We start from the raw sequence: 21,905 nt of genomic DNA on the forward strand, positions 1-21,905 counted from the left end.
AAGAGAACTCCGGAGGCAATTATGGACAACAAGAACGTCCTTCTTATTATTTCTGATCAGCATCGACAGTCAGCCATGAGTTTCAGAGGAAACGGGATTGTTCAGACTCCCCATATGGATAAGCTATTCAGGAGGGGGGTACATTTTGATAAAGCCCTGTCTCCCGCACCACTATGCGGACCAGCAAGATGCTCATTATTTACAAGCCTCTATCCCCATCAGGCAAGGGGGATTCTTGAAGAGGAAGATCTCGGGGCACGTGATGATCTTGCATGGGGAGTTGAAACAGATATGATGCTCAATTCAACGTCCCTCCGTGAAGACCCATTGCTGACAAAACCTTTTAAAGAGTGTGGTTATTACACAGGCTACGCAGGTAAATGGCATCTGGGGAACGATATTCTGCCTGACTGGTTTGACAATTCTTATGGATGTGACAATAAACAGTATACAGATTGGCTGAAAAAACAGAATCTCCCAGAAAGGGGCTGGTCCCTGAATGATTTTGAAGTTCGATCACACAGACAGCCTCCCATGTCCATCCCCCATACAAAAGTCAGCCCCCTGAAGGGTGAAGAGTACAATGATGCCTGGATTACGGATATTGCTCTGAATTACCTGCAAGAACGCCCCGGGGATAAACCATTTTTTATTGGATGCGGCTTCAACGGCCCTCATCCTCCATTCATGATTCCCGAACCCTGGTACTCCATGTATAACGAGGAAGATATTGAAGAACCCGAGAACTTCCACCCCTCCGACGGCGAACCGGATTGCAAGGAGACAAGTTTTTACAGACAACTGTGGAAAGATCACGGCAATGACTGGAAATCATGGAAAAAAAGTATGGCCGTGTACTACGGATTTGTTTCCTATATTGATCACCAGATCGGCAGACTGATTAATGAACTGGATGAACAGGGAGTGTTGGAAGACACTTTGATAATCTATACAAGCGATCATGGAGAAATGCTGGGCAGTCATGGTTTATGGCATAAGATGCAGGCCTATGAGGAATCTCTGCGTGTTCCTCTCCTCTTTTCTGCCCCATGGCTGGCTCAGGGACAGAGAAGTGAAACAGCGGCGACTCTGCTGGATATTGCTCCTACTATTCTCACTCAGAATAATTTTTCTGTTCCTGACAGCTATGAAGGTACTGACCTGAGCCCCTGGCTTCTGGAAAAAGCCCCTGATGACAGAGAGACCTATCTATTTTCAGAGCAAAAACCTCTTGGGCAGTTTCATAAAGAAACCGATTGGAGAATGGTCACTGATAATCAACTGAAACTCATCTGGAACCGTAGTGATAAGTGGGAATTATATGATCTGGAAAAAGATCTGTCTGAAAATATCAACCTATCCAGGAATATTGAATATTCTCAAAGTGAAGCCAGGTTAAGAGAGAAACTGATTATATGGATGCACCAGACAGATGATTCCCTATACCCGGAATGCAGGAAGGCTTTGGAGGAAAGGTTGTCATGAGTATAGATCAATCAGTAGAGAAGACATCCTATGAGAAACTGAAAGATCTGGTCCTGGAAGGACATATACTCCCAGGACAGCGAATCACAGAAATATTCCTGGCAGAACAGCTTAATAAATCCCGTATACCTGTCAGGGAAGCTGTACAGCAGCTGATCCATGAGGGCTTTATCGAACGTACTGGAAAAAACGGCTACCAGATTAAAGAGTATAACGAGCAGGATATAATTGATCTCTATAACTACAGAGAAGCCCTGGACGGGATGCTGGCCAGGCTTTTTACCCAGAGGATGGATGTCTCCCAGCTCTATTATCTGGAGATGAATCTTGAGGCAATGAAAGAAAACCTCAATAATTTTGATCAGGCAACCTTCTCCAAAATAGATCTTGAATTTCACAGAATCATAGCCAGGGGAGCCAGAAATCCCCATATGAAACAGCAGCATGATCTGATCCTGGAGAAGGTTCTGTATATAGCTGACAGGATCTATCTGGTGAATGAAGAAAAACAGGCAAACCTGATAGACAGAAGCAGCTTTGAAGATACATTCAATCAGCACAGCATGATTTACAAGGCAATACAGGAAAAAGATCCCGATGCAGCCGAACAGGCAGCTCGAAAATCCGTTCAGAATGGACTTAGAAAAGCACTTCTGGTTATGTCACGTCAATTCTAGTTAAAAAAAGGAGATATTTATGGAGTACAAAGAAAAACAGGCTATGTCCTCATCAGTCAGTCATCAGTACAGGGTTGATCAGTTAAAAAAGAAAGATAACAGACCAAATATTCTTCTGATAATGACCGATCAGCAGCGATGGGATACAATCAGAGCGGCAGGTGCCGAGTTCATGCACACACCGCATATGGATAGACTTGCTGCCGGCGGAAGGCTGTATAAAAACGCGTATTCACCAAACCCTATCTGTATGCCTGCCCGGCATAACCTGTTGACAGGACTCCCCGCCAGATATCATGGATATCCGGATAACTGCTGGGGGTTCGGAATGCCTCCGGGACTCCCCACATTTCCGGAAATTCTCTCTGATAACGGCTATGAGACAAGAACCATAGGAAAAAACCACTTCTACCCGCCCCGAAGACATAACGGTTATCTCAATATGGAGTTGATGCAGGAAGTACCCGCTTTCAGAGAACAGGATGACTACCTCATCTACCTCAAAGAACAGGGACTGGGACATATAAAAAATATCCATGGAGTAAGGAATCTTTTATATATGGTTCCCCAACAGTCACAGATACCAGATGAACATCACGGAACCACATGGGTTGCCGACAGAGCCATTGATTTCATTGATACAAACAAAGGAAGACATCCCTGGATGCTGAAACTGGGCTGGATAGCACCCCACCCGCCTTTTGATGTTCCACCCGAATATGCTGATCTATACAAAGACGCAGATCTTCCTGAAGCCTACGAATCGGAGACGGAAACAAGCCCTCTTGCCGAAGAGAACAAATTGCTGGGAGACATTCCCGACAAGGCTTATCTCAGACGAATGAGAGAACTCTATTATGCTGCAGTCAGCCACATTGACAGCAATCTGGGACGTATTATTGAATCACTGGAAGAGAGTGGACAACTAGATAATACCATGATCATTTTAACAAGTGATCATGGAGAGATGCTGGGAGATCATGGTACTTACCAGAAGTGGCTTCCCTATGACAGCTGTTCGAAGATCCCGATGATCATCCATTTTCCGGGAAGAGTTAAAGCCGGTATGATCAATGATGAACTGGTTGATCTGAACGATCTGTACCCCACAATACTGGATGCTGCCGAATTGGAATATCCGGGAGATCATGACCTGCCGGGTGAGAGTCTTATATCAGGGAATGCTGAGAAGGACCGTGAATATCAGTATGTGGAATATTCTACGGGTAACAGGCGCTGGATCAGCCTGAGGGATAAGCAATATAAATACAACTATTATTTCGGCGGCGGCCGGGAAGAGCTCTTTGATCTGAACAATGATCCCGGTGAATGCCGAAACCTGATGGTCCTTCCGATGAATGAAGAACTGATCAGCCACAAAGTCAGATTACACGATGCTCTAGTTGAAAAAGAAGAGCTCTGGGGAATGCCGGGTACTGTGGTAAATGGTGATTTTATTAAACTGGATGACTATATCCCCAAGCCCTATAGAAATAAAGCCTTTCCGATCTTTCAGGATAAAATTACAAAAACAGAAGAAAAAGATGCCATGAACAGCCATCTGGATGAAATCATTGAGGTCAGTAAAAATGAAAAAGTAGTCCATTTTCAGGAACTTGATCTGAATGCCTGGCAGAAAAACGGTAATTACAGTGATGAAGAAATAACAGAACTTCTTAAAAAAGAGAAGGTAATAAAAGGATGACCTCCAGAGAAAGAGTATTTGCGGCCCTGGCACATGAAGAAGCAGACAGGGTTCCCCTTATGTACAGAGATGTCCCTGAGGTCAGAAGCAGACTGCTGAAAGATCTTCAAATAGAAGATATTGAAGAGCTCTATAGCTCATTCGGTATTGATTTCCGTTGGGTCGGACCTGAATATATCGGCTCGAATCTTCAGATTTCCGATACAGAAAAAAGAGATTACTGGGGAGTGTCCTGGGAGTATACGGAATTCGAAGACAAGGCAGGATATTGGAATGAAAAAGATCTGCCCATGGAAAAATTGGAATCTCCTGAAGATGCAAAAAACTGGCCCTTGCCGGATCTTTCATGGTGGGACTTCACAAATCTAAGCAGAGACTGTGACAGTTATAAAGACTTTGCAATTATGACAGCTCCCGGATTCAGTTCCCCTGGAATTCTTCAATATCCCATACAGTCCCTTATAGGTGTAGAGCGGAGCCTTATGGATCTCTATATCAATAAGGAATTCTACCAGGCTCTCATAGACCGTATTCTGGAATTCCAGCTCCCTTTTATTAAAAAAATGATGGCTGCCGCCAAGGGTAAAATAGATTTTTTCCGATTGGGAGATGACTTCGGAACTCAACAGGGATTACTGATGGGCCCCGAGCCCTGGAGAGAGTTCATACAGCCGCCCCTGAAAGCCATGGCTGATATTGCCAAGGCTGAGGGTGCCCGCTATTACCAGCACAGCTGCGGTGCCGTAAGAGACCTGATTCCTGATTTGATAGAGACAGGAGTGGATGTACTTGATCCGCTGCAGGTAAAGGCTGCCGGAATGATTCCTGAGGAGTTGAAGAAAGAGTTCGGTGACAGACTCTGTTTCTCAGGAGGGATCGATGAACAGGAGCTACTGCCCCACGGCAGCCCCTCGGAAGTAAGAGAAGCTGTATGGAGGCTGCTTGATGATATGAGGGGGGGCGGATTCATACTCGGTCCGACACATAACTTTCAGGTGGATATACCCACTGATAATATTGTGGCCATGTATGAGGCTGCACAGAACTGGAAAGGTTAAAGGAATAAAAATGACAAAGAATAAAATCAATGAACTGAAAGATTTTTATTATAAAGAACTCATAGATGATGTAGTCCCCTTCTGGCAGAATAATTCTGTAGACTGGGAACACGGCGGATTTATGGATTTTCTGGATAGAGAAGGTCAGCCCCTCTCTACTGATAAAGGCGGCTGGGTTCAGGGCCGTGCTGTCTGGGTATTCTCCACCCTCTATAAGGAGATTGAACAGAAAGAAGAGTGGCTGAAGATTGCTGAAAACGGAATCCGTTTTATCCGGGAAAAGCTCCGGAGGGCCGAAGACGGACGCATGTATTTTGAAACGACCAGAGAGGGTGAAGGACTTGTAATGCGTCGCTATCTTTTCTCTGAAGTTTTTGCAGCAATCGGTCTTGCTGCCTATTCAGAAATATCAGGGGATAGCAAAGCACTTGAAGAAGCCCGTGATCTGTATGCATTGATCAACCGACTTTCTGCATCAGGAACATTGGAAGCAAAAATAGATCCTGAGGTCAGATCAATGCGTGGCCACTCCATGACCATGATGATGATAAGCCTCTGTCAGATCCTGAGACAGGCGGACCCCGATCGTGCAGAAGAATACACACAGAGAATTGACAGACAGATAGACGAACTCTTCCGATATTTTGTAAAACCGGAATTGAAGGTATTACTGGAAACAGTAGGTCCCGACGGTGAGAGAACAGAAGGTCCCGAAGGACGCTGTGTGAATCCCGGTCATGCCATAGAAACAGCCTGGTTTATCTTTGAAGAAGCCGAATACAGGGGTGATGATGCTCTGCTGAAAAGAACACTTCCCATAATAGAGTGGTCTATTGAAAGGGGTTGGGATGAGAAATTCGGAGGAATATTCTCTTTTGTCGATGTTGATGGTAAACATCCGGCACAAGTTGAATGGGATATGAAATACTGGTGGCCTCACTGTGAGGCTGTTATTGCCTTTCTACAGGCATATGATATGACCGGTGAACAGAAATATCTGGACTGGTTTGACAAGATTCATGATTATACCTGGGCACATTTTCCGGATAGAGAGGCAGGAGAGTGGTTCGGTTATCTGAGAAGAGACGGATCTGTTCAGGTGGAACTCAAGGGCAATCACTTCAAAGGCCCCTTCCATATCCCCCGTTTCCTGATTAAGGTATATAAAAGACTGGAGAACATGAGTAGTAAATGACAAAACAAATTGAAGATGCCGCCCGCAGACTCTGGGATTTCCACCATATCAATCATGATATTGAGAAATCAGACCTTATCTTTGTACTGTGCAGTCATGATCTCAGAGTTGCGGACTATGCTGCGTCATTATTCTTGAAAGATCTGGCGCCGTATATCCTGTTTTCAGGAGGAATGGCCCACCATGGCGATATGCTGGAGACGGGTTGGGGAAAAAGTGAAGCCGAAATGTTTGCTGATCGCGCTGAAGCTGCAGGAGTACCACGGGATAGAATGATTCTGGAATGCCATGCTGAAAATACAGGAGAAAATGTTCTGCTGTCAGAAATTATTCTGAAAGAAAAAGGGATTCCTCATCAGAACATACTTGCCGTACAGAAACCCTATATGGAACGCCGGGCTTTTGCGACTATCAAGGTCCATTGGCCTGGTAAAAAACTGAAGATAACCTCCCCTCCAATCAACTTTGATGACTATCCCAATAATGATGTCAGCAAGGATGAACTTATTAATATTATGACCGGTGATCTACAGAGGATTATTGAATATCCTGCAAGGGGATTTCAGATAAAGCAGAAGGTCCCCCAGGAGATCATGGAAGCCTACAGCTCCCTGCTGGATGCAGGATTCACCGGGCATTTAATTTAACAATGAGGATTTAGAAGCACCATATAATCCCCCCGGAGAAATCGCTCCCTACCTCTCAATATCCAACTTGGCGTCCTCTGATCGCCATAAGCTCAGGGCAGCTTTTACGGATCGGGACATCTCTCTGGAAAAATCACTGTCAAATTTTCGGGAATACATATGCTGTCCCAGATTGTCGGCATGATTTTTATATTGCACATTCTTAAAGAGCTTTTTCTCAAAGGGATCATACATTTTCTTAAAATCATCTGCATCAAGCTGTCTGTAACTGTCTTTAAAGTGGACAAACTCCTGCTCAAAACGGATCATAGGCTCCTTTTCTGCATATCCGTCTTTTGGATAACCATAGCAGATCATGGTTACAGGAAAAACATAATCGGGCAGATTGAACATTTCACGGTGGATCTCATAATTCTCCATTATATCCCCGATATAACAGGATCCCAGACCCAGAGATTCGGCGGCAACAACAGAATTCTGTGCAGCAATAAGGGCATCATTACAGGCCAGCAGGAAATCACCCTCAGCCGGTGTCCGTACTGTTTTTCTTTCCCTTCTGCAGTATTCCTCGACTCCTGAATGCATGAAATGATCAAAGGTCCTCTGGTAATCTGCCAGAAAGATAAGAACAAAGGGAGATTTAGCAATAAAAGGCTGATGATCACAGGAAATCACAAGTCGTTCTTTTATTGACTGATTCTCAACTTCCAGCATGGAGTAGAGCATCATATTCCCTGCAGTGGGTGCTCTCATGGCTGCATGAATTATCTCATCTTTAATCTCTCTGCTGACCTCTTTACGGGCATAGCTTCTTAGAGATTTTCTGTTATTGAGAAGCTTGATAGTTTCTTTCATAATTTCCCCGAATCCCGGATTGTTGATATTAAGAATCATGGGATACGGAGAAATTGTCAATCATGATCTTGTCATTTCAAGAAGCCGGGTAAAATCACCGGCAGGCTTGGGACCTACGATAAAATCAGTTATTAACCCGTTTTCAACAAGTACGGTGGAGGGTGTTCCCATGATTCCAAAGGCTCTGGCGGTCTCCATATCTTTAGAGACATCCACCTTGAAACATCGGGGATTATTTTTTGTGTAGTCCTCAACAAGGGGTGTCATGCTGCGGCAGGCACCGCAGGATGGACTGTAAAAATAGAAAAGAGATGTTTTGCTGTTCTTTACTGCCTTGCCGTAGGAACCTGAAAGTTCAGGAGCGGCTTTCCCCTTTTTCTGTTTCATTTTGAAAATCATAAAATACTGAAACCCGAAATACAATGCAATAACAATGACAATAGTCGATAGTATATTCAAAACGACATCCTTATATAGGTTTTCTTGAATATACTATGATTCATATAACTTGTCAAAGTTTAAAACAGTTTCTTCAGAGAACCCTTATCCTGCGCAAGCTCACTGGCTGTTTTTCCATCATTATTTTCAATATCAGATCTGGCTCCACCAAGCAACAGCTCACGTACAGCTTCTTCTTTCAGCTCTTCTACTGCTACATGTATAGGAGTCTCCCCTGAATCATTCTGCAAATCCGGATCGGCTCCGATCATCAGCAGACCGGATACAAGACCTTCATTATACTCAGCTGCCAGATGAAGAGGCGTTGTATTACGATCTGTTTGAGCATTAGGTTCAGCACCTCTCTCCATCAGCAGATTTCCAACTTTCTGTGAACTATAGCGGACAGCCAGGTGCAGATCCGACCATTCAGATTCAGTTCTGGAAATATTTACTGATGCTCCCTTGTAAAGCATGGCTTCAGCAAGGACAGGATCACAGTAACGGAGAGCAAGCATAAGGGCAGTCCAACCGGTATCACTTACAATATCAGTATCAGAACCCATATTCAGAAGATAGGCAGCAGACTCCTGCTTTCCTTTTCTTGCAGCCTGCATCATGGATGTATAATTGTTATTGTCCACAGCATTGATATCTGCACCATTTTCCACAAGAAGACGGGTAGTATCCAGATCCGAATATCCTGCGGCCAGATGCAGCGCAGTCAGACCATCATCATTTACAGCATCCAGCGGATTTCCATCCTCCAGCAATGGTTTGATCAAGGAGTCATGTCCATTTCTGACTGCAAACATCAGAGGAGTCCAGCCGCTTTCAGTAGTCCCGCCTTTAATGGAAGTGCGCAGATATACCTGTCTTGCCTGCTTCTCAGTTCCATAGCGGAGAGCTATCATAAGTGTTGACCAGTTTGTTGTATCAACAATGTCATAATCAAGCTCAAACTCTTCCATCAGATAATCAGCAACATCCCGGTTCTCCTCATTGTAGAGTGAGAGCATCAGGATATCTGCTTTGTTCGGTTTTCTGGCATCAATATCAGAACCCTTCTCAATAAGAGCCTTAACAGAATCCAGATTACCATAACGGACAGCCATATGGAGAACAGTCCAGCCATCACTGGTTTTTGCTTCAAGATAATCCGCCGTATCAATAAGTTTCATTGTCACTGCGGGTTTATTGTATCGGAGAGCCATCATCAGAGGAGTCCAGTCATGGGAAGTCTTTCCTTCCAGCCTTGTCCCCTTCTCCATGAGAAGTTTGACCACTTCTTCTGAAGAATTCTTAATCGCGGTTAAAAAGAGGGTATAATCAGCATCATCTTCCAGGCTTACAGGGGCTCCTTTACGGATCATTCTGACTGCCAGATCATCAAGATGATTTGTACAGGCATAGTAAAGTGCGCTTCTCCCTAAACCATTTACTGGTTCAAGAGGGACTCCCATCCCCATGATAACAGAGGCGACAGCCCCCATTTCATTCTGACAGGCCACCATAAGGGGAGTGTAACCATCCCTATCTCGAACATCAGGATCTGCACCCATATTCAGCAGAGTTTCAGACACAGTTTCCGGCATATTCCTCAGGGCGGTCAGAATTGGACTTGCCTCATTTTTATCCCGGGTATTAATCTCTACTCCTGCTTCAAGGAGAAGTGATACCGAACTGTCCTGTGCCAGACTGAGGGCAGCAGCCAGAGGGGTCTTACCCTCATCATTTCTTTTTTCAAGGTCTATTGAGTCTGCTATGAATTTCTTCAGAGTGTCCTCATCATCAAGGGCAATGGCCTGAAAGATTGTTAATTCATTCAGTTTTGTATAACTGGATTCATCAATACTGATACCCGTACCGTAAAGAGCTGCACGTTTCTCGGTACTGTTTAAAGTAAAACCGTTTCTGATCTTTTTCAGGGCAGTCTGCATGGCGGATTCTTTTTGCTCTCCATCCCTGGCTACAGTATATGTCCAAAGAAAACGGCTGTTCGGATCATTATTCCGGCTTCCCTGCAGATCCGCAGTTTCGTAGATATAGGTATTCCCTTTGGAAACAATGGAATCGCTGTTGTATGGATACTTTTTCTCAACAAGAGTATCCCAGGTCTTCATGCTTTCTGCATCATGCTCATCAAAAGGACGAAAGGATTTCTCCATGGCTATAAAGTTATCACTTTTATCTTCTTCATAAATAAAGACTCTGGAAATGTCCCAGCCCGGGTCCCCGGCAGATTTGAAAAATGAGGGAATTACGTACATCTTTGATTTGTGTTTAATCCCCAGCAATCCGTCGTCATAAACAAGGTCAAAACTGTGTGTTCTTAACTGAACTTTTTCTCCAAGCTGATAGTCAAAAATTGTATTGTCAAAGATTCCAGGACGAAGTTCTTCAGAATTTATAAAACTCTCCCATTGCCGGAAGTCTGCATAATAGGAGACATAGAAAAAATCTGTCATCTCTCTGAAGTCACTGTCATAGGCATAGGTCTCGGATTTAGAGATAAAATTCAGGATTCCCACAGCTCCGGAAGGTGTGGGCAATGCATATAATACTGCCATATAATCAGCAAAAGCCAATTCCCACTTTCCCCGTATCCACTTTCTTCCCCAGCGGTCGGTATGACTTGAAGTCTCACGATTCGGACCGAAACTGTTAATCCTGACTTCTGCTGAACCCACGTTTCTGGTGACCCTGTAACCCGAGAGAATTTTATCCATAAGAGCATCGGGATTGTTAAAATAGTCAGAAAGGATCTCCCCTTCAGGAAGTTCAAGCTGCCAGAATACATCTCCCCAGATCTTTCCAGTTCTGAGAAAACCTCCTGCCCCGAGTTCAGAAGTATTAATTTCATTAGGCTGACTCAATATCCAGGTTGAATCATCTTTTTCATTGATAATACAGGGAAAAAGAGTGGCTGTTGTAAGGGTAAGAAGTTCATCGGAACCTGTATCTGCAGGAAAAATCTCACTTCTGTATTCCTCTTTCAAAGCGTCTATACTCTCATCTACAATCTCCTTTCTCCAGGATTTCATTACTGTATGAAGCTCTTTATATCCGGCAGGAAGGGCTTTGGAGTAGTCTTTGATAAGGCGGTGTTTATAGTTTATATTAGGAATCTGATATAACCAGTTAACATGCAGCAGGGCTTCTCCTGCCTTAAGGTCACCAATTTCAGAGACCGGCAGGGCATAATTGAGATTCTCATTGTCTGATTTGGCAGTGACAATCCCGATAACACTCCCCTCTGTATCAAGCAGGGGTCCACCGCTGTTCCCGGGTGATGCTGCAGCGGAAAATCTAAGCCAGTGCCATTCACCGTTCTCCCTTTCAGGTGTCATGGATGTTAAGAGACCGTTCCGGAAGATGATTCCTTCACCATGAGCATTCCCTACAGCATTTACATACTCATTGATACCGGCTTTGTCACTCAGCCTGAGCCAGTTTTCCTGTTTCAGGTTCTCCGTAGTGAAGAGAACATAATCCCTTCTGCTGTCATATTTAAGGATTTGATCAACCTTATAGGTATTACCCATAGGATCTCTCAGAGAGAGGTTATATCGGAGGGTATCTGAATCCAGGGCAAAAACATGGGCGGCCGAAAGAAAAAGATTCTCTCCCACTGCAAAGGCTGTTCCGATTGATACAAACTCATCATTCCTGATATGGAACGGAATCAGATCCATTGGAAGTTCTTCAGCATATACAATGGGATCATCTTTTGGTTTTTCAAGGACCACTTCATATACCGAGCTGCTGACCTTTCTTGTCAGATCGAGTGATAGACCCGTCTGTGCCCAGAGAGAACCGCTGTGAAATAAAAGAGAGATGGTAACAATACAGCTGAGATGTTTCAATTTCATATGGCTATTCTACATCCTCAGCTGATGATTTTCAAAACATATATGACTTTTCATACTTAGTTTTTTTTATTTGGGCCTATTAAAGAAGTTTCTATACTTCCACGCCGATAATAAAAAACTAAACCATTCTCAGGACAACCGTTTGAATACATTATACTGGATTCCATTCCTTTTCACCTCAGTTCTCAATGCCATCCTGGGTACCTACATTCTAAAACATAGAATGTCCCGGGGCGCACTGTCTCTATTTATAATAGTGATCAGTAATGCAATATGGGCTCTCCTGGAAGCTTTTTTATGGATGGGTTTTCCTCTTGAGATCAGAATGAGGCTTTGTTACACCCAGTATATGTTTATTGTTCAGGTTCCGACCTTTTTTATCATCTTTGTTCTGGAATATATGGGGATATCCAGAGCATTCAGAAGGACACACTACCCATATCTTTTTATTATTCCCGTCCTTACAGTAATTTCTGCATGGACCAATCCCTGGCACAATCTTTTCTACAGTCAATATATGCTGATATCCTCACAGGGAAAGGAAGAGTTATCACTGAGCTATGGCCCTCTTTTCATGATGTGGGCAGCCTATGCCTACATTGTAATGATCATAGCTACAATTATTATGCTGAGAGCCTATGTCTCGGCATCGGCACTATATAAAAAACAATATGGAACAATACTTCTAGGTGTTCTGATTCCCTGGATATCCAATGCGTTATATATTTTTGACCTCTTACCCATTGAAAATTATGACCTCACGCCCCTTGCCTATACCATAACGGCAATCTGCTTTATCTGGGCATTCTACAGCAGGAAATTATTTGATCTGCGGCCTATTGGCCGGAGTGAATCGTTTAAGGGAATGAGTGACGCTGTCCTTATTTTGGATGATCAGGACCGCATTGCAGATTTCAACCCTGCGGCTCAGAGAATCATGCATTTTCTTTCAATTGATCTGATTGGAGAGAAATTTACCGATCTTTGTGAAGTAGAACTTGCTGCCAGGATTCTGATGGATAACAGCTCCAAGCCTCTGCATCTGAAAAAAGATGGAAGAAGTAATTTCTATGATCTGAGGGTTTCTTATCTTTCAGACAGAAAAGACAGGGATGTGGGCCGCATATTCTCCTTCAGAGACATCACAAAACAAAAACAGATGGAAGCACAGCTGGAATACTATGCAACAACCGACTCTCTTACAGGAATTCTGAACCGCAGGCATTTCAACCATATAGCAGAGATGGAACTGCACCGCTGTATCAGGTATAACAGCCCCCTGTCTCTGTGTATGATAGATATTGATAAGTTCAAAAATGTAAATGATAATTTCGGTCATGATACGGGTGACCGGGTTATGAAAGAGATGGTGAGAATCTGTCAGCAGAATCTTAGAGAGATTGATCTTTTTTCCCGTTGGGGGGGAGATGAATTTGTTCTACTGCTCCCTGAAACAGATATTGAATCTGCGGCAGAGGTTGCAGAACGTCTTAGAGCATCGATTGAAAAGAGTACAGTAAAGACCATAAGTGGAGAGATCTCAATAACCATCAGTATTGGTATAGTCGGCCTTGGTACCAGGGCTTCTGCTTTGGAAGATGGAATGAAAAATGCCGATGTAGCCATGTACTACGCCAAGGGCAGTGGAAGAAACCGCTGTACTGTTATGAATGCTCAAGGGGATCTTACGAATATAAACAGGTCAGCCGATCCTGTGGGTTCTTTAAAATAAATAGGCCGCACCCGGATGGATGCAGCCTATTATCATTCTAATCGATTATTAAAGATCAAAGCCGAAATACTCCCTGGCATTCTCATAGGAGATCTCTTTTACCATAGATCCCACAAGTTCAAGATCCATGGGAATCAGCCCCTTCTCCATATCCTTGCCGAGAATATTACAGAGAATACGTCGGAAGTACTCATGTCTTGCATAGGATAGGAATGAACGGCTGTCCGTCAGCATACCCACAAAACGGCGGAGCAGTCCCAGCTGACTGAGAGCCTCCATCTGTCTCTCCATTCCGTCCTTCTGATCAAGGAACCACCATCCGGAACCCATCTGTATTTTTCCCGGAACCGATCCGTCCTGGAAATTTCCAAGCATACTTGCAATCAACTCATTATCACGGGGGTTCAGATTATAAAGGATTGTTTTAGGAAGTTTCTTCTCAGAATCAAGTTTATCAAGATAGCGTGAAAGATCTCCGGCAATATTCTTATCGTCAATGGAATCAAATCCCGTATCCGGACCGATGGATTCAAACATTCTGCTGTTATTGCTGCGCAGAGCTCCCAGATGAATCTGCTTGGTCCATCCCTTTTCAGCATCCATTCGACCAAAAAGCATCATCATTGATGTTCTGAACTGATCTACCTCAAATTCACTTATAGACTCGCCGAATAAAGCTTTGCTGAAGATAATCTGAATATCGTCTTCTTTATAATCCAGTGCATAACAGCGCTCCAGACCGTGATCTGAGAGTCTGCAGCCTGTATCATGAAAATACTGATGTCTGATTTTCATGGCCTTCACCAGTGAGGCATAATCCCTTATATCAATAGAGGCGGCTTTAGAAAGGCTTATGATATAGTCTTTCCAGAAGGGTTTATCAATGGCCAGAATCTTGTCGGGGCGCCAGGTGGGCAGAACCTTTACCTGGAATCCTTCCTCAGCAAGGGCCTTGTGATATTCAAGTGTATCGACAGGATCATCGGTGGTACATACAGCTTTTACATTACTGTCAATCATAAGCTGTCTGGCTGACATTCCATTCTTGATTACCAGAAGACTTCTGTCCCACACTTCCTGAGCCGTATCTCCATTCAGGAGGATATCATCTATGCCGAAATAACGGGCCAGTTCCAGATGACACCAGTGATACATGGGGTTCCGCAGCAGGTAGGGCATTGTCTCAGCAAACTTCTGAAACTTTTCCCTGTCAGGTGCATCACCGGTAATATAGGATTCATCCACTCCATTGGAGCGCATACATCTCCATTTATAATGATCTCCTCCCAGCCAGACTTGAGCCAGATTTTCCCATTTAATATCCTGGGCAATCTCTTTCGGATCAAGATGACAGTGATAGTCAATGATCGGCAGACCTTCTGCATATTCATGATATAACTTAGCGGCAGTTTTATTCTCCAGGATAAAATTATCGTTTATAAATTTCATTTTCAACACTCCTTTTCCTGCCGGGGCTGAATACCCCAGCCGTACTACACCGTACTATATTACAATGATTTTTCTCACAACACAACTCCATCTTTGAAGATGGAGATCTCTCTGTAGCCGTTTTCCTCATTCCTGGTCTGCCTACCTGAAGCAGTTTCAAGAATAAAATCCCAAAAACTGTCTGTCAGATCCTCCAGACCGGTTCCCTCTACAGCGGAACCGGCATTGAAATCAATCCAGTTTTTCTTTTTCTGAGCCAGTGATGAGTTAGTGGCTACTTTGACTGTAGGGACCGGTGCTCCCAGAGGGGTCCCCCTTCCTGTGGTAAACAGGATAACTGTGGCTCCGGCGGCGGTCAGTGCAGTGGTGGATACAATGTCATTTCCGGGTCCGTTAAGGAGGATCAATCCCTTCTCTGAGACTCTTCCTCCATAGGGAATAACATCCCTTACAGGAGCCCGCCCCCCCTTCTGAATACACCCCAGAGACTTATCCTCCAAAGTGGTTATTCCTCCATCCTTATTACCGGGAGAGGGATTTTCATACACGACCTGATTATGCTGTGTAAAATAATCCTTGAAATCATTGATAAGGCTGACTGTTTTATCAAAAACATCCTTATTGATACAACGGTTCATCAGAATGGTTTCGGCTCCGAACATCTCGGGAACTTCAGTGAGGATTGTTGACCCTCCCTCTGCAACCAGAGCATCTGAAAACAGTCCAAGCAAAGGGTTTGCGGTGATACCCGACAATCCATCGGAACCGCCGCATTTCATTCCCACCACCAGGTCAGAAACAGGGCATTCAACCCTCCTGTCAGTGACTGTCTGTTTCATAAGTTCTCTGATCAGAGACATGCCTTCTTCTATTTCATCAGATGCATCCTGTGTAGAGAGGAACTTAACCCGGCTTTCATCATACTCTCCCAAAACTTTCTTAAACTCGGGGATATTGTTATTCTCACATCCAAGACCGAGAACCAGAACACCACCGGCATTGGGATGATGCACCAGATCAGCCAGAATAGTCTGAGTTGTCTTATGATCCTGCCCCAGCTGGGAGCAGCCGAATGGGTGGGAAAAACTGAAGACTCCGTCGCAGTTCCCTTCTGCCTCTTTCTCCATTCGTCTGCTGAGAATTTCGGCTGTCTTATTCACACAGCCTACAGTATTGATTATCCAGATCTCATTTCGTGTAGCGCTGCGGCCGTTCTTCCTTGGATATCCCCAAAAATGACCGGTTCTGCCGGGTGCTGATGTAACAGATCCATCTATAGGCTGATAGCTGTACTCAACAGTTCCAGAAAGAAGAGTTTTAATATTATGTGTATGAATATGATCTCCGGCCTTGATATCCTCTGTAGCCTGTCCAATGGGATAGCCATACTTGATTACACTTTCCCCTGATGAAATATTTGTCAGGGCTATTTTATGTCCCGGCAGAATATCTGAAGCAGCCTTCACACCCAGAACATCACTGCCGGCACTCAGATTCTCCAGAGCCACAGCCACATTATCCCGTTCGCTGATTCTTATATAGGTTTGACTCATTTTGAAACACCTGTCAGTTCTGCCATCACCGAAGGTACACCCTTTCTGACCATAGAATAAAGAAAAGAACCCGTCAGCTCTGAAAGTCCATCTACCAGACTTAAGTCCTGTCCCCAGTAATCTTCTTTTTTCAGAACAAGATCCATTATGGATTCACCATCTTTCCGGCTGTCACAAGATCTATCGTTCCATAAAGAACTGAAGTATTCCAGAACTTCGGGAGAATCCCTGATCGTATATTCCTTACCATCCAGAGCCCTGAGGGCAGTCAGAGAATCTGAATCTGATCCTGTAGATTTATAGAATAAGACAAGCGCTGCCAATGAAAAGCTGAGGAGCCTGGGATTCTCACCCGTTCTATTTATATATTCCAAAATTGAGGGGAGAACCCTTGTCTTGAACTTGGAGACCGAATTAAGAGAAATACTTAAGAGAAAATGTTTGATGTAGGGATTGCTGAAACGTTCCAGAATGGCAGCACCATACTCTGACAGCTCATCAGCAGGCAGATCCAGTGTCGGAATTATCTCATCAAAGATTCCTTTCCGAATATAGGCGGATACAAGTTCATCATCCATACAGTTTTTTACAGTCTCAAGGCCGTAAAGCCAGGCAGCCAGTACGGTCATGGTATGAGCACCGTTCAGAATGCGGACTTTCCTGGTTCTATAGGGCGTGAGATCATCACACCACTTCACATTGAAACCTCCCTGTACCAGGGGAAACTCTTTTTCATATTCTGAGGGACCTTCAATAACCAGAAAGTGAAAGATCTCTCCAGTATCAAGGAGATTATCCTTATATCCGGCCTCTTCCCATAATCCTTCAACTTCGTCACGGGGATAACCGCTTACAATCCGGTCAACAAGAGTATTAAAGAATACATTTGCCTCATCAATCCAGCTTAAAAAGGCTGGAGAATCAGAATACCAGCGACCCGCCAGATCCAGGAGAATATTTTTAAGATTAGTTCCGTTCTCCTCAATGAGTTCACAGGGAAACAGGAGAAATCCCTTTGAAGGATCTCCTTCAAAATGATCATAGCGTTTTTTCAAAAGAAGAAGCAGTTTTCCCGGAAATGAAACAGGAGGTGTATCCCCGGGACTGTCCTCTTCCCGGAGGACGATCCCTGCTTCTGTGGTATTGGAGACAATAATCCTCAAATCAGGATTTTCAGCCTCTGCCAGATAGGCTTCAAAATCCTCATAGGGATTCACGCCTCTCTCCACCGCATCAATTATCTTCTTCTCAACGGTGACTTCCCCACCCTGAATACCCCTGAGGAGAAGTGTATAGAGATAGTCCTGCTCCCCCATCATGCCTATCATCCCCTGAGGAAGCGGCTGGACAATTGAAATTTTACCATTGAACAGGTTCTGTTTATTCATGCCGTCAACCATCCAGTCAATAAAGGCCCGGAGGAAGTTCCCCTCTCCGAACTGAAGGATTCTGACTGGTTTATTATTTTTCTCCAGTTTCATTTCCTGAGCCTGATTCAAATTTAACTGCTTCAATTTTCTTCTCCTGTTTTGTCTCTGGTAAAAATACGTTTTAATGCCCACTGCCGGTGACTCAGCATGGCTTCTTCTGCGGCCTCCGGATCTGACAGACGGATTGCATCTATAATTTTCTGATGCTCTCCTGGAATCCTTGAGAAGTCCTTGTCCCTCTGTTTCAGATGAGGCTGCTCCTGTGTTACGATTTTAGGAGTCAACTGACTGAGGAGAGAGATCAGCACATGGTTCCCTGTTGCATGGGCAATGGCCAGATGAAAAAGGTAATCCTCTTCCAGATAATCCTTATTCCCCGGTGAGTAGAATTTCTTTAAAAAGACTTCCTGTCTCTCTTCAATAAGTATTAAGTCTGAGTCACTGCGTCTTTCGGCTGCCAGTCTTGTACACTGCAGATCCAGCACAAAACGGGCCTCCATCAGGTCAGCCATTTTCTGATCTCTGGAAACCGGTATAGCCTTCATCAACTCTTCAACAGTCTCCTGCCCCATTGAGCTGATTCTTGTCCCGCTCTGTGGAGAGATTTCAACAAGCCCATAAAACTCAAGCTTCTGAAGAGCCTTACGGATATTTCCCCGGCTTGTGTTCAGAGTCTCGGCAAGCAGTCTCTCCGAGGGCAGACGTGCTCCCGGTTGAAGCTCTCCCTGATGTAGGAGCTCCCGGATTCTTTTCAATATAAAATCCTCGGGAGAAAGTTCTTTCTGAGTCAATTCAAATAGTTTCAAATCCACAATAGACTGTTTACACATGTAACCCTCTTATTGGTTAACCAATTTATTCATTAATACAACTGGTCAACCAATCTGTCAATATATATTAAGAGTAATCAGGGATATTTTCATACACCATTCATAAAGAATGAATTAAAATACCCTTAGGCCCTCAGTCCCGGCAGGGTGTAGAAGCCACACCAGGAAGAATTAACATAAAGGAGAAACCAATGCCCATCGTAGATATGCCCTTAAAGGAATTAAAAAAATACAAGGGGATAAATCCCAAACCCTCAGACTTTGACAATTATTGGGAAAGGGCTCTGAAAGAACTTGATGAACAGGATTTTCAGACAGAGCTGATTCCTTCAGATTTCAAGACAGATCACAGCGACTGTTTTGATCTCTATTTTACAGGTGTCGGAGGCTCCCGTATCCACGTTCGATATGCCAGACCCGCAGGAGCTTCAGATTCCAGTAAAAATCCGGCGGTACTCCGTTTTCACGGTTATACCGGAGAGGCTCCCCCATGGTCGGAGCTTATGCAGTGGACCGCTGCCGGATATTCAGTATTTGCCCTGGATAGCAGAGGTCAGGGAGGAACATCAGAAGACAGAGGCGGAGTTTCGGGTACGACCTGGAAGGGTCAGATTATCAGAGGACTCTCAGACAGCCCTGACAAACTTCTTTTCAGACAGATATTTCTTGATACAGCAGCCATGGCAAGAATAGCCTTTAATCGTCCGGAGGTGGATGAAACAAGGGTCGGTGCCCTTGGAGGATCACAGGGAGGAGCCCTGACTCTGGCCTGTGCAGCCCTGGAACCGCGGATTAAAAGGATTGCTCCGGAATTCCCCTTTCTCTGTGATTATAAAAGGGTATGGGAAATGGATCTGGGTCAGGATGCCTACAGTGAGCTCCAGTATTTCTTCAAGAAATTCGATCCTCTCCACGAAAAAGAGGATGAGATTTTCTCCACTCTGGGTTATATAGACCTGCAGTTTCTTGCCCCGAGAATCAAGGCAGAGGTATTGATGGGATGCGGCCTGATAGATGACATTTGTCCTCCATCAAGCCAGTTTGCCATGTATAATAAAATTAAAGCTCCCAAGGATATCTGCATATACCCTGATTTCGGACATGAAAATATCCCGGATTTCAATGATAAAAGCTATCTTTTCATGATGGGATTGTAGGAGAGGTAAAGAAATCTGCCATGGACGGTGCCGTATCAAAATAACGATCGGCTCCGAGCTTCAGCAGCTCTTCCTTGGGATGGGCTCCCCAGGTAACAAGGGCACTCTTCAGGCCTGCGTTCCTGGCTACCTCAAAATCCGGTTTACCGTCACCTATATACCAGCAGTTTTCTGGAACTGCTCCCAGTCCGGCACAGGCCTGTAACAACCCACGGGGATCGGGCTTGGGAGCTGGAACATTGTCTTCACCCAGAATAATCTCCATATCGTAGGAATATTTCAATTGAGCAGCCACACGGCGGGTAAAGATCCCCTGATTATTTGTCAGAAGTCCAATAGAAAAGCCGTCCCGAGCCAGGCGGTCCAGGGCTTTCTTGATTCCCGGATATAAGCTGACCATGCCGGCGCCCTGCTCGTTCATACAGACATAAAAATCTCTGCTCATTTTTTTCAGAACATCAGGATCTTTTTCACCGGTATGATAGGTAAAACGCTCGAGTGTTGCATATGCCATTCCATGACGGATTTCTGCCGGCTCTGCTACAGCATAACCTGCTTCTTTTATAATTTGATTTGTACAGAACACGACGGCATCGATTGAATCCACCAGAGTACCGTCGTGATCAAATATGAGAGCCTGTTTTCTCAAGACTTTATATCCATTCCGATTTTAATCATTCTGTAGGCTCTTTCGGCTCCGTCTTCCAGAAGCTCAGTAGATCTTTCAAGAGCCTCCTTGAGGGGCATTGCCTTGTTAACAGTACTCATAACAGCATCAATTCCGTATTCATAGAGATTACTGATCCCGGGACCGATGTCTCCGGCAATAACCAGAACAGGGATATTTTTTTTCTTGGCTCTGGCAGCGATTCCCACAGGAACCTTACCTCGAACAGACTGCCCGTCTATTCTCCCCTCCCCTGTGATTACCAGTTCGGCACCTTCAAGGGATTCATCAAAACCTACTGAATCAAGAACAAGGTCGATACCTTTTTCAAGGACGCCGCCGGTGAACGCCATCAGACCGAAACCGAGTCCACCTGCAGCACCTGCTCCGGGAACTTCAGACATATCCTGTCCTGTTTTCTTCTCCATGACCTTAGCAAGAGAGGCGAGATTGGCATCCAGCATCTTAACCATTTCAGGAGTGGCGCCTTTCTGAGGACCGTAAATGGCACTGGCACCATGCTCACCGCAGAGAGGATTATCCACATCACAGGCGACCTTGATAGTAGCCGATTTAACAGCTGGCAGAAGACCGCTAAGATCTACATCTGCAATACTGTCAAGATTTCCACCCACAGCTTCAACTTCTTTTCCGTCAGAATCCAGGAATTTAACTCCCAGTGCTCTGGCCATACCGGTACCGCCGTCATTTGTGGCGCTTCCGCCTATTCCTATAAGGATTGTCTTGCATCCTCTGTCCAGAGCATCTTTCATTAACTGCCCTGTTCCGTAAGTGCTGGCCATGGAGGGATCTTTTTTATCCTCAGGTACCATGGGAAGTCCTGAAGCCGAAGCCATCTCAATTACAGCAGTATCATTTCCATATAATGCATATTCCGCCTTGGCGGATTCACCCATGGGGCCTTTAACTTCTACATATATCCATTTGTTTTCATCCGGAACGAGAGCCTGAACCAGACCTTCTCCTCCATCAGCAACAGGCAGTTTAACAACATCCAGAGTGGGATCAACTTTTTTGATTCCCCGTTCAATGGCTCCTGCAACTTTAATACTGGTATTTGATCCTTTATAAGAATCCGAAGCGATGACTACTTTCATTAATATCTCCTGGGTATATTTATTTATATTAGTTCAA

General features: G+C 44.5%; 17 protein-coding genes. 8 read left to right on the forward strand and 9 right to left on the reverse strand.

Annotated features, from left to right (window positions below; genetic code table 11):
- Positions 1-21 precede the first annotated feature (21 nt).
- The 6 genes from DV872_RS03580 to DV872_RS03605 are packed head-to-tail and all read left to right on the forward strand — an operon-like array spanning position 22 to position 6,767.
- The gene (locus tag DV872_RS03580; protein WP_114628480.1) at positions 22-1,485 is read left to right on the forward strand and encodes a sulfatase; all 1,464 of its coding nucleotides are present in this window, start codon (positions 22-24) and stop codon (positions 1,483-1,485) included.
- Positions 1,482-2,162: a GntR family transcriptional regulator gene (locus DV872_RS03585; protein ID WP_158546814.1), complete on the forward strand. Its 681-nt coding sequence runs from the start codon at positions 1,482-1,484 to the stop codon at positions 2,160-2,162. Before DV872_RS03580 ends, DV872_RS03585 begins: the two co-directional genes overlap by 4 nt.
- 19 nt (positions 2,163-2,181) lie before the next feature.
- Positions 2,182-3,867, forward strand: a complete 1,686-nt coding sequence (locus DV872_RS03590) for a sulfatase (RefSeq protein ID WP_199563420.1) — start codon at positions 2,182-2,184, stop codon at positions 3,865-3,867.
- Entirely contained in the window at positions 3,864-4,925 is a 1,062-nt protein-coding gene (locus DV872_RS03595; protein WP_114628482.1) for a uroporphyrinogen decarboxylase family protein, read from the forward strand. The genes DV872_RS03590 and DV872_RS03595 overlap by 4 nt, the downstream gene beginning before the upstream one ends.
- Positions 4,926-4,935: 10 nt before the next feature.
- Positions 4,936-6,120 (forward strand): AGE family epimerase/isomerase, encoded by a 1,185-nt coding sequence (locus DV872_RS03600; protein WP_158546815.1) that lies wholly within the window; start codon positions 4,936-4,938, stop codon positions 6,118-6,120.
- Complete coding sequence (locus DV872_RS03605; RefSeq protein WP_114628484.1) at positions 6,117-6,767, forward strand: YdcF family protein; 651 nt, start codon at positions 6,117-6,119, stop codon at positions 6,765-6,767. Before DV872_RS03600 ends, DV872_RS03605 begins: the two co-directional genes overlap by 4 nt.
- A gap of 48 nt (positions 6,768-6,815) precedes the next feature.
- Here DV872_RS03605 and DV872_RS03610 read toward each other — a convergent pair whose 3' ends face one another.
- From DV872_RS03610 to DV872_RS03620, 3 genes are read right to left on the reverse strand one after another with little or no spacing between them, the layout of a single operon-like run.
- On the reverse strand, positions 6,816-7,622 hold the full coding sequence (locus tag DV872_RS03610; RefSeq protein ID WP_114628602.1) for a nitroreductase family protein: 807 nt from the start codon (positions 7,620-7,622) through the stop codon (positions 6,816-6,818).
- A 60-nt stretch (positions 7,623-7,682) separates the two neighbouring features.
- Positions 7,683-8,081: a thioredoxin family protein gene (locus DV872_RS03615; protein ID WP_114628485.1), complete on the reverse strand. Its 399-nt coding sequence runs from the start codon at positions 8,079-8,081 to the stop codon at positions 7,683-7,685.
- 59 nt (positions 8,082-8,140) lie between these two features.
- Complete coding sequence (locus tag DV872_RS03620) at positions 8,141-11,932, reverse strand: ankyrin repeat domain-containing protein (protein ID WP_114628486.1); 3,792 nt, start codon at positions 11,930-11,932, stop codon at positions 8,141-8,143.
- Between the two features lie 142 nt (positions 11,933-12,074).
- Between DV872_RS03620 and DV872_RS03625 the strand changes: the two genes are divergently transcribed.
- A complete protein-coding gene (locus tag DV872_RS03625) occupies positions 12,075-13,664 on the forward strand; it encodes a histidine kinase N-terminal 7TM domain-containing protein (protein WP_147283090.1) in 1,590 nt (529 codons plus the stop codon).
- 48 nt (positions 13,665-13,712) lie between these two features.
- Here DV872_RS03625 and uxaC read toward each other — a convergent pair whose 3' ends face one another.
- From uxaC to DV872_RS03645, 4 genes are all read right to left on the reverse strand, one after another.
- Complete coding sequence (gene uxaC, locus DV872_RS03630) at positions 13,713-15,113, reverse strand: glucuronate isomerase (RefSeq protein ID WP_114628488.1); 1,401 nt, start codon at positions 15,111-15,113, stop codon at positions 13,713-13,715.
- Positions 15,114-15,187: 74 nt separating this feature from the next.
- Complete coding sequence (locus DV872_RS03635) at positions 15,188-16,666, reverse strand: UxaA family hydrolase (protein ID WP_114628489.1); 1,479 nt, start codon at positions 16,664-16,666, stop codon at positions 15,188-15,190.
- Complete coding sequence (locus tag DV872_RS03640; protein WP_114628490.1) at positions 16,663-18,180, reverse strand: tagaturonate reductase; 1,518 nt, start codon at positions 18,178-18,180, stop codon at positions 16,663-16,665. Before DV872_RS03640 ends, DV872_RS03635 begins: the two co-directional genes overlap by 4 nt.
- Positions 18,177-18,926, reverse strand: a complete 750-nt coding sequence (locus tag DV872_RS03645; protein ID WP_114628491.1) for a FadR/GntR family transcriptional regulator — start codon at positions 18,924-18,926, stop codon at positions 18,177-18,179. Before DV872_RS03645 ends, DV872_RS03640 begins: the two co-directional genes overlap by 4 nt.
- A gap of 191 nt (positions 18,927-19,117) precedes the next feature.
- On the opposite strand from DV872_RS03645, the gene DV872_RS03650 reads away from it, so the two are divergent.
- The gene (locus DV872_RS03650; RefSeq protein ID WP_114628492.1) at positions 19,118-20,083 is read left to right on the forward strand and encodes an alpha/beta fold hydrolase; all 966 of its coding nucleotides are present in this window, start codon (positions 19,118-19,120) and stop codon (positions 20,081-20,083) included.
- On the opposite strand, the gene DV872_RS03655 is transcribed toward DV872_RS03650, so the two are convergent.
- Positions 20,067-20,732, reverse strand: a complete 666-nt coding sequence (locus tag DV872_RS03655; RefSeq protein ID WP_114628493.1) for an HAD family hydrolase — start codon at positions 20,730-20,732, stop codon at positions 20,067-20,069. The genes DV872_RS03650 and DV872_RS03655 overlap by 17 nt on opposite strands.
- Entirely contained in the window at positions 20,729-21,868 is a 1,140-nt protein-coding gene (locus DV872_RS03660) for a glycerate kinase (RefSeq protein WP_114628494.1), read from the reverse strand. Before DV872_RS03660 ends, DV872_RS03655 begins: the two co-directional genes overlap by 4 nt.
- Between the last annotated feature and the right edge of the window lie 37 nt (positions 21,869-21,905).

Origin of the sequence: Oceanispirochaeta sp. M1 (assembly GCF_003346715.1) — a bacterium.
GTDB lineage: Bacteria > Spirochaetota > Spirochaetia > DSM-2461 > DSM-2461 > Oceanispirochaeta.

Coding starts and splice junctions, on each gene's coding strand:
- DV872_RS03600 (WP_158546815.1), top strand. CDS start 4,936: ATGACAAAGAATAAAATCAATGAACTGAAAGATTTTTATTATAAAGAA.
- DV872_RS03620 (WP_114628486.1), bottom strand. CDS start 11,932: ATGAAATTGAAACATCTCAGCTGTATTGTTACCATCTCTCTTTTATTT.
- DV872_RS03645 (WP_114628491.1), bottom strand. CDS start 18,926: ATGTGTAAACAGTCTATTGTGGATTTGAAACTATTTGAATTGACTCAG.
- DV872_RS03610 (WP_114628602.1), bottom strand. CDS start 7,622: ATGAAAGAAACTATCAAGCTTCTCAATAACAGAAAATCTCTAAGAAGC.
- uxaC (WP_114628488.1), bottom strand. CDS start 15,113: ATGAAATTTATAAACGATAATTTTATCCTGGAGAATAAAACTGCCGCT.
- DV872_RS03595 (WP_114628482.1), top strand. CDS start 3,864: ATGACCTCCAGAGAAAGAGTATTTGCGGCCCTGGCACATGAAGAAGCA.
- DV872_RS03660 (WP_114628494.1), bottom strand. CDS start 21,868: ATGAAAGTAGTCATCGCTTCGGATTCTTATAAAGGATCAAATACCAGT.
- DV872_RS03650 (WP_114628492.1), top strand. CDS start 19,118: ATGCCCATCGTAGATATGCCCTTAAAGGAATTAAAAAAATACAAGGGG.
- DV872_RS03580 (WP_114628480.1), top strand. CDS start 22: ATGGACAACAAGAACGTCCTTCTTATTATTTCTGATCAGCATCGACAG.
- DV872_RS03605 (WP_114628484.1), top strand. CDS start 6,117: ATGACAAAACAAATTGAAGATGCCGCCCGCAGACTCTGGGATTTCCAC.
- DV872_RS03585 (WP_158546814.1), top strand. CDS start 1,482: ATGAGTATAGATCAATCAGTAGAGAAGACATCCTATGAGAAACTGAAA.
- DV872_RS03590 (WP_199563420.1), top strand. CDS start 2,182: ATGGAGTACAAAGAAAAACAGGCTATGTCCTCATCAGTCAGTCATCAG.
- DV872_RS03635 (WP_114628489.1), bottom strand. CDS start 16,666: ATGAGTCAAACCTATATAAGAATCAGCGAACGGGATAATGTGGCTGTG.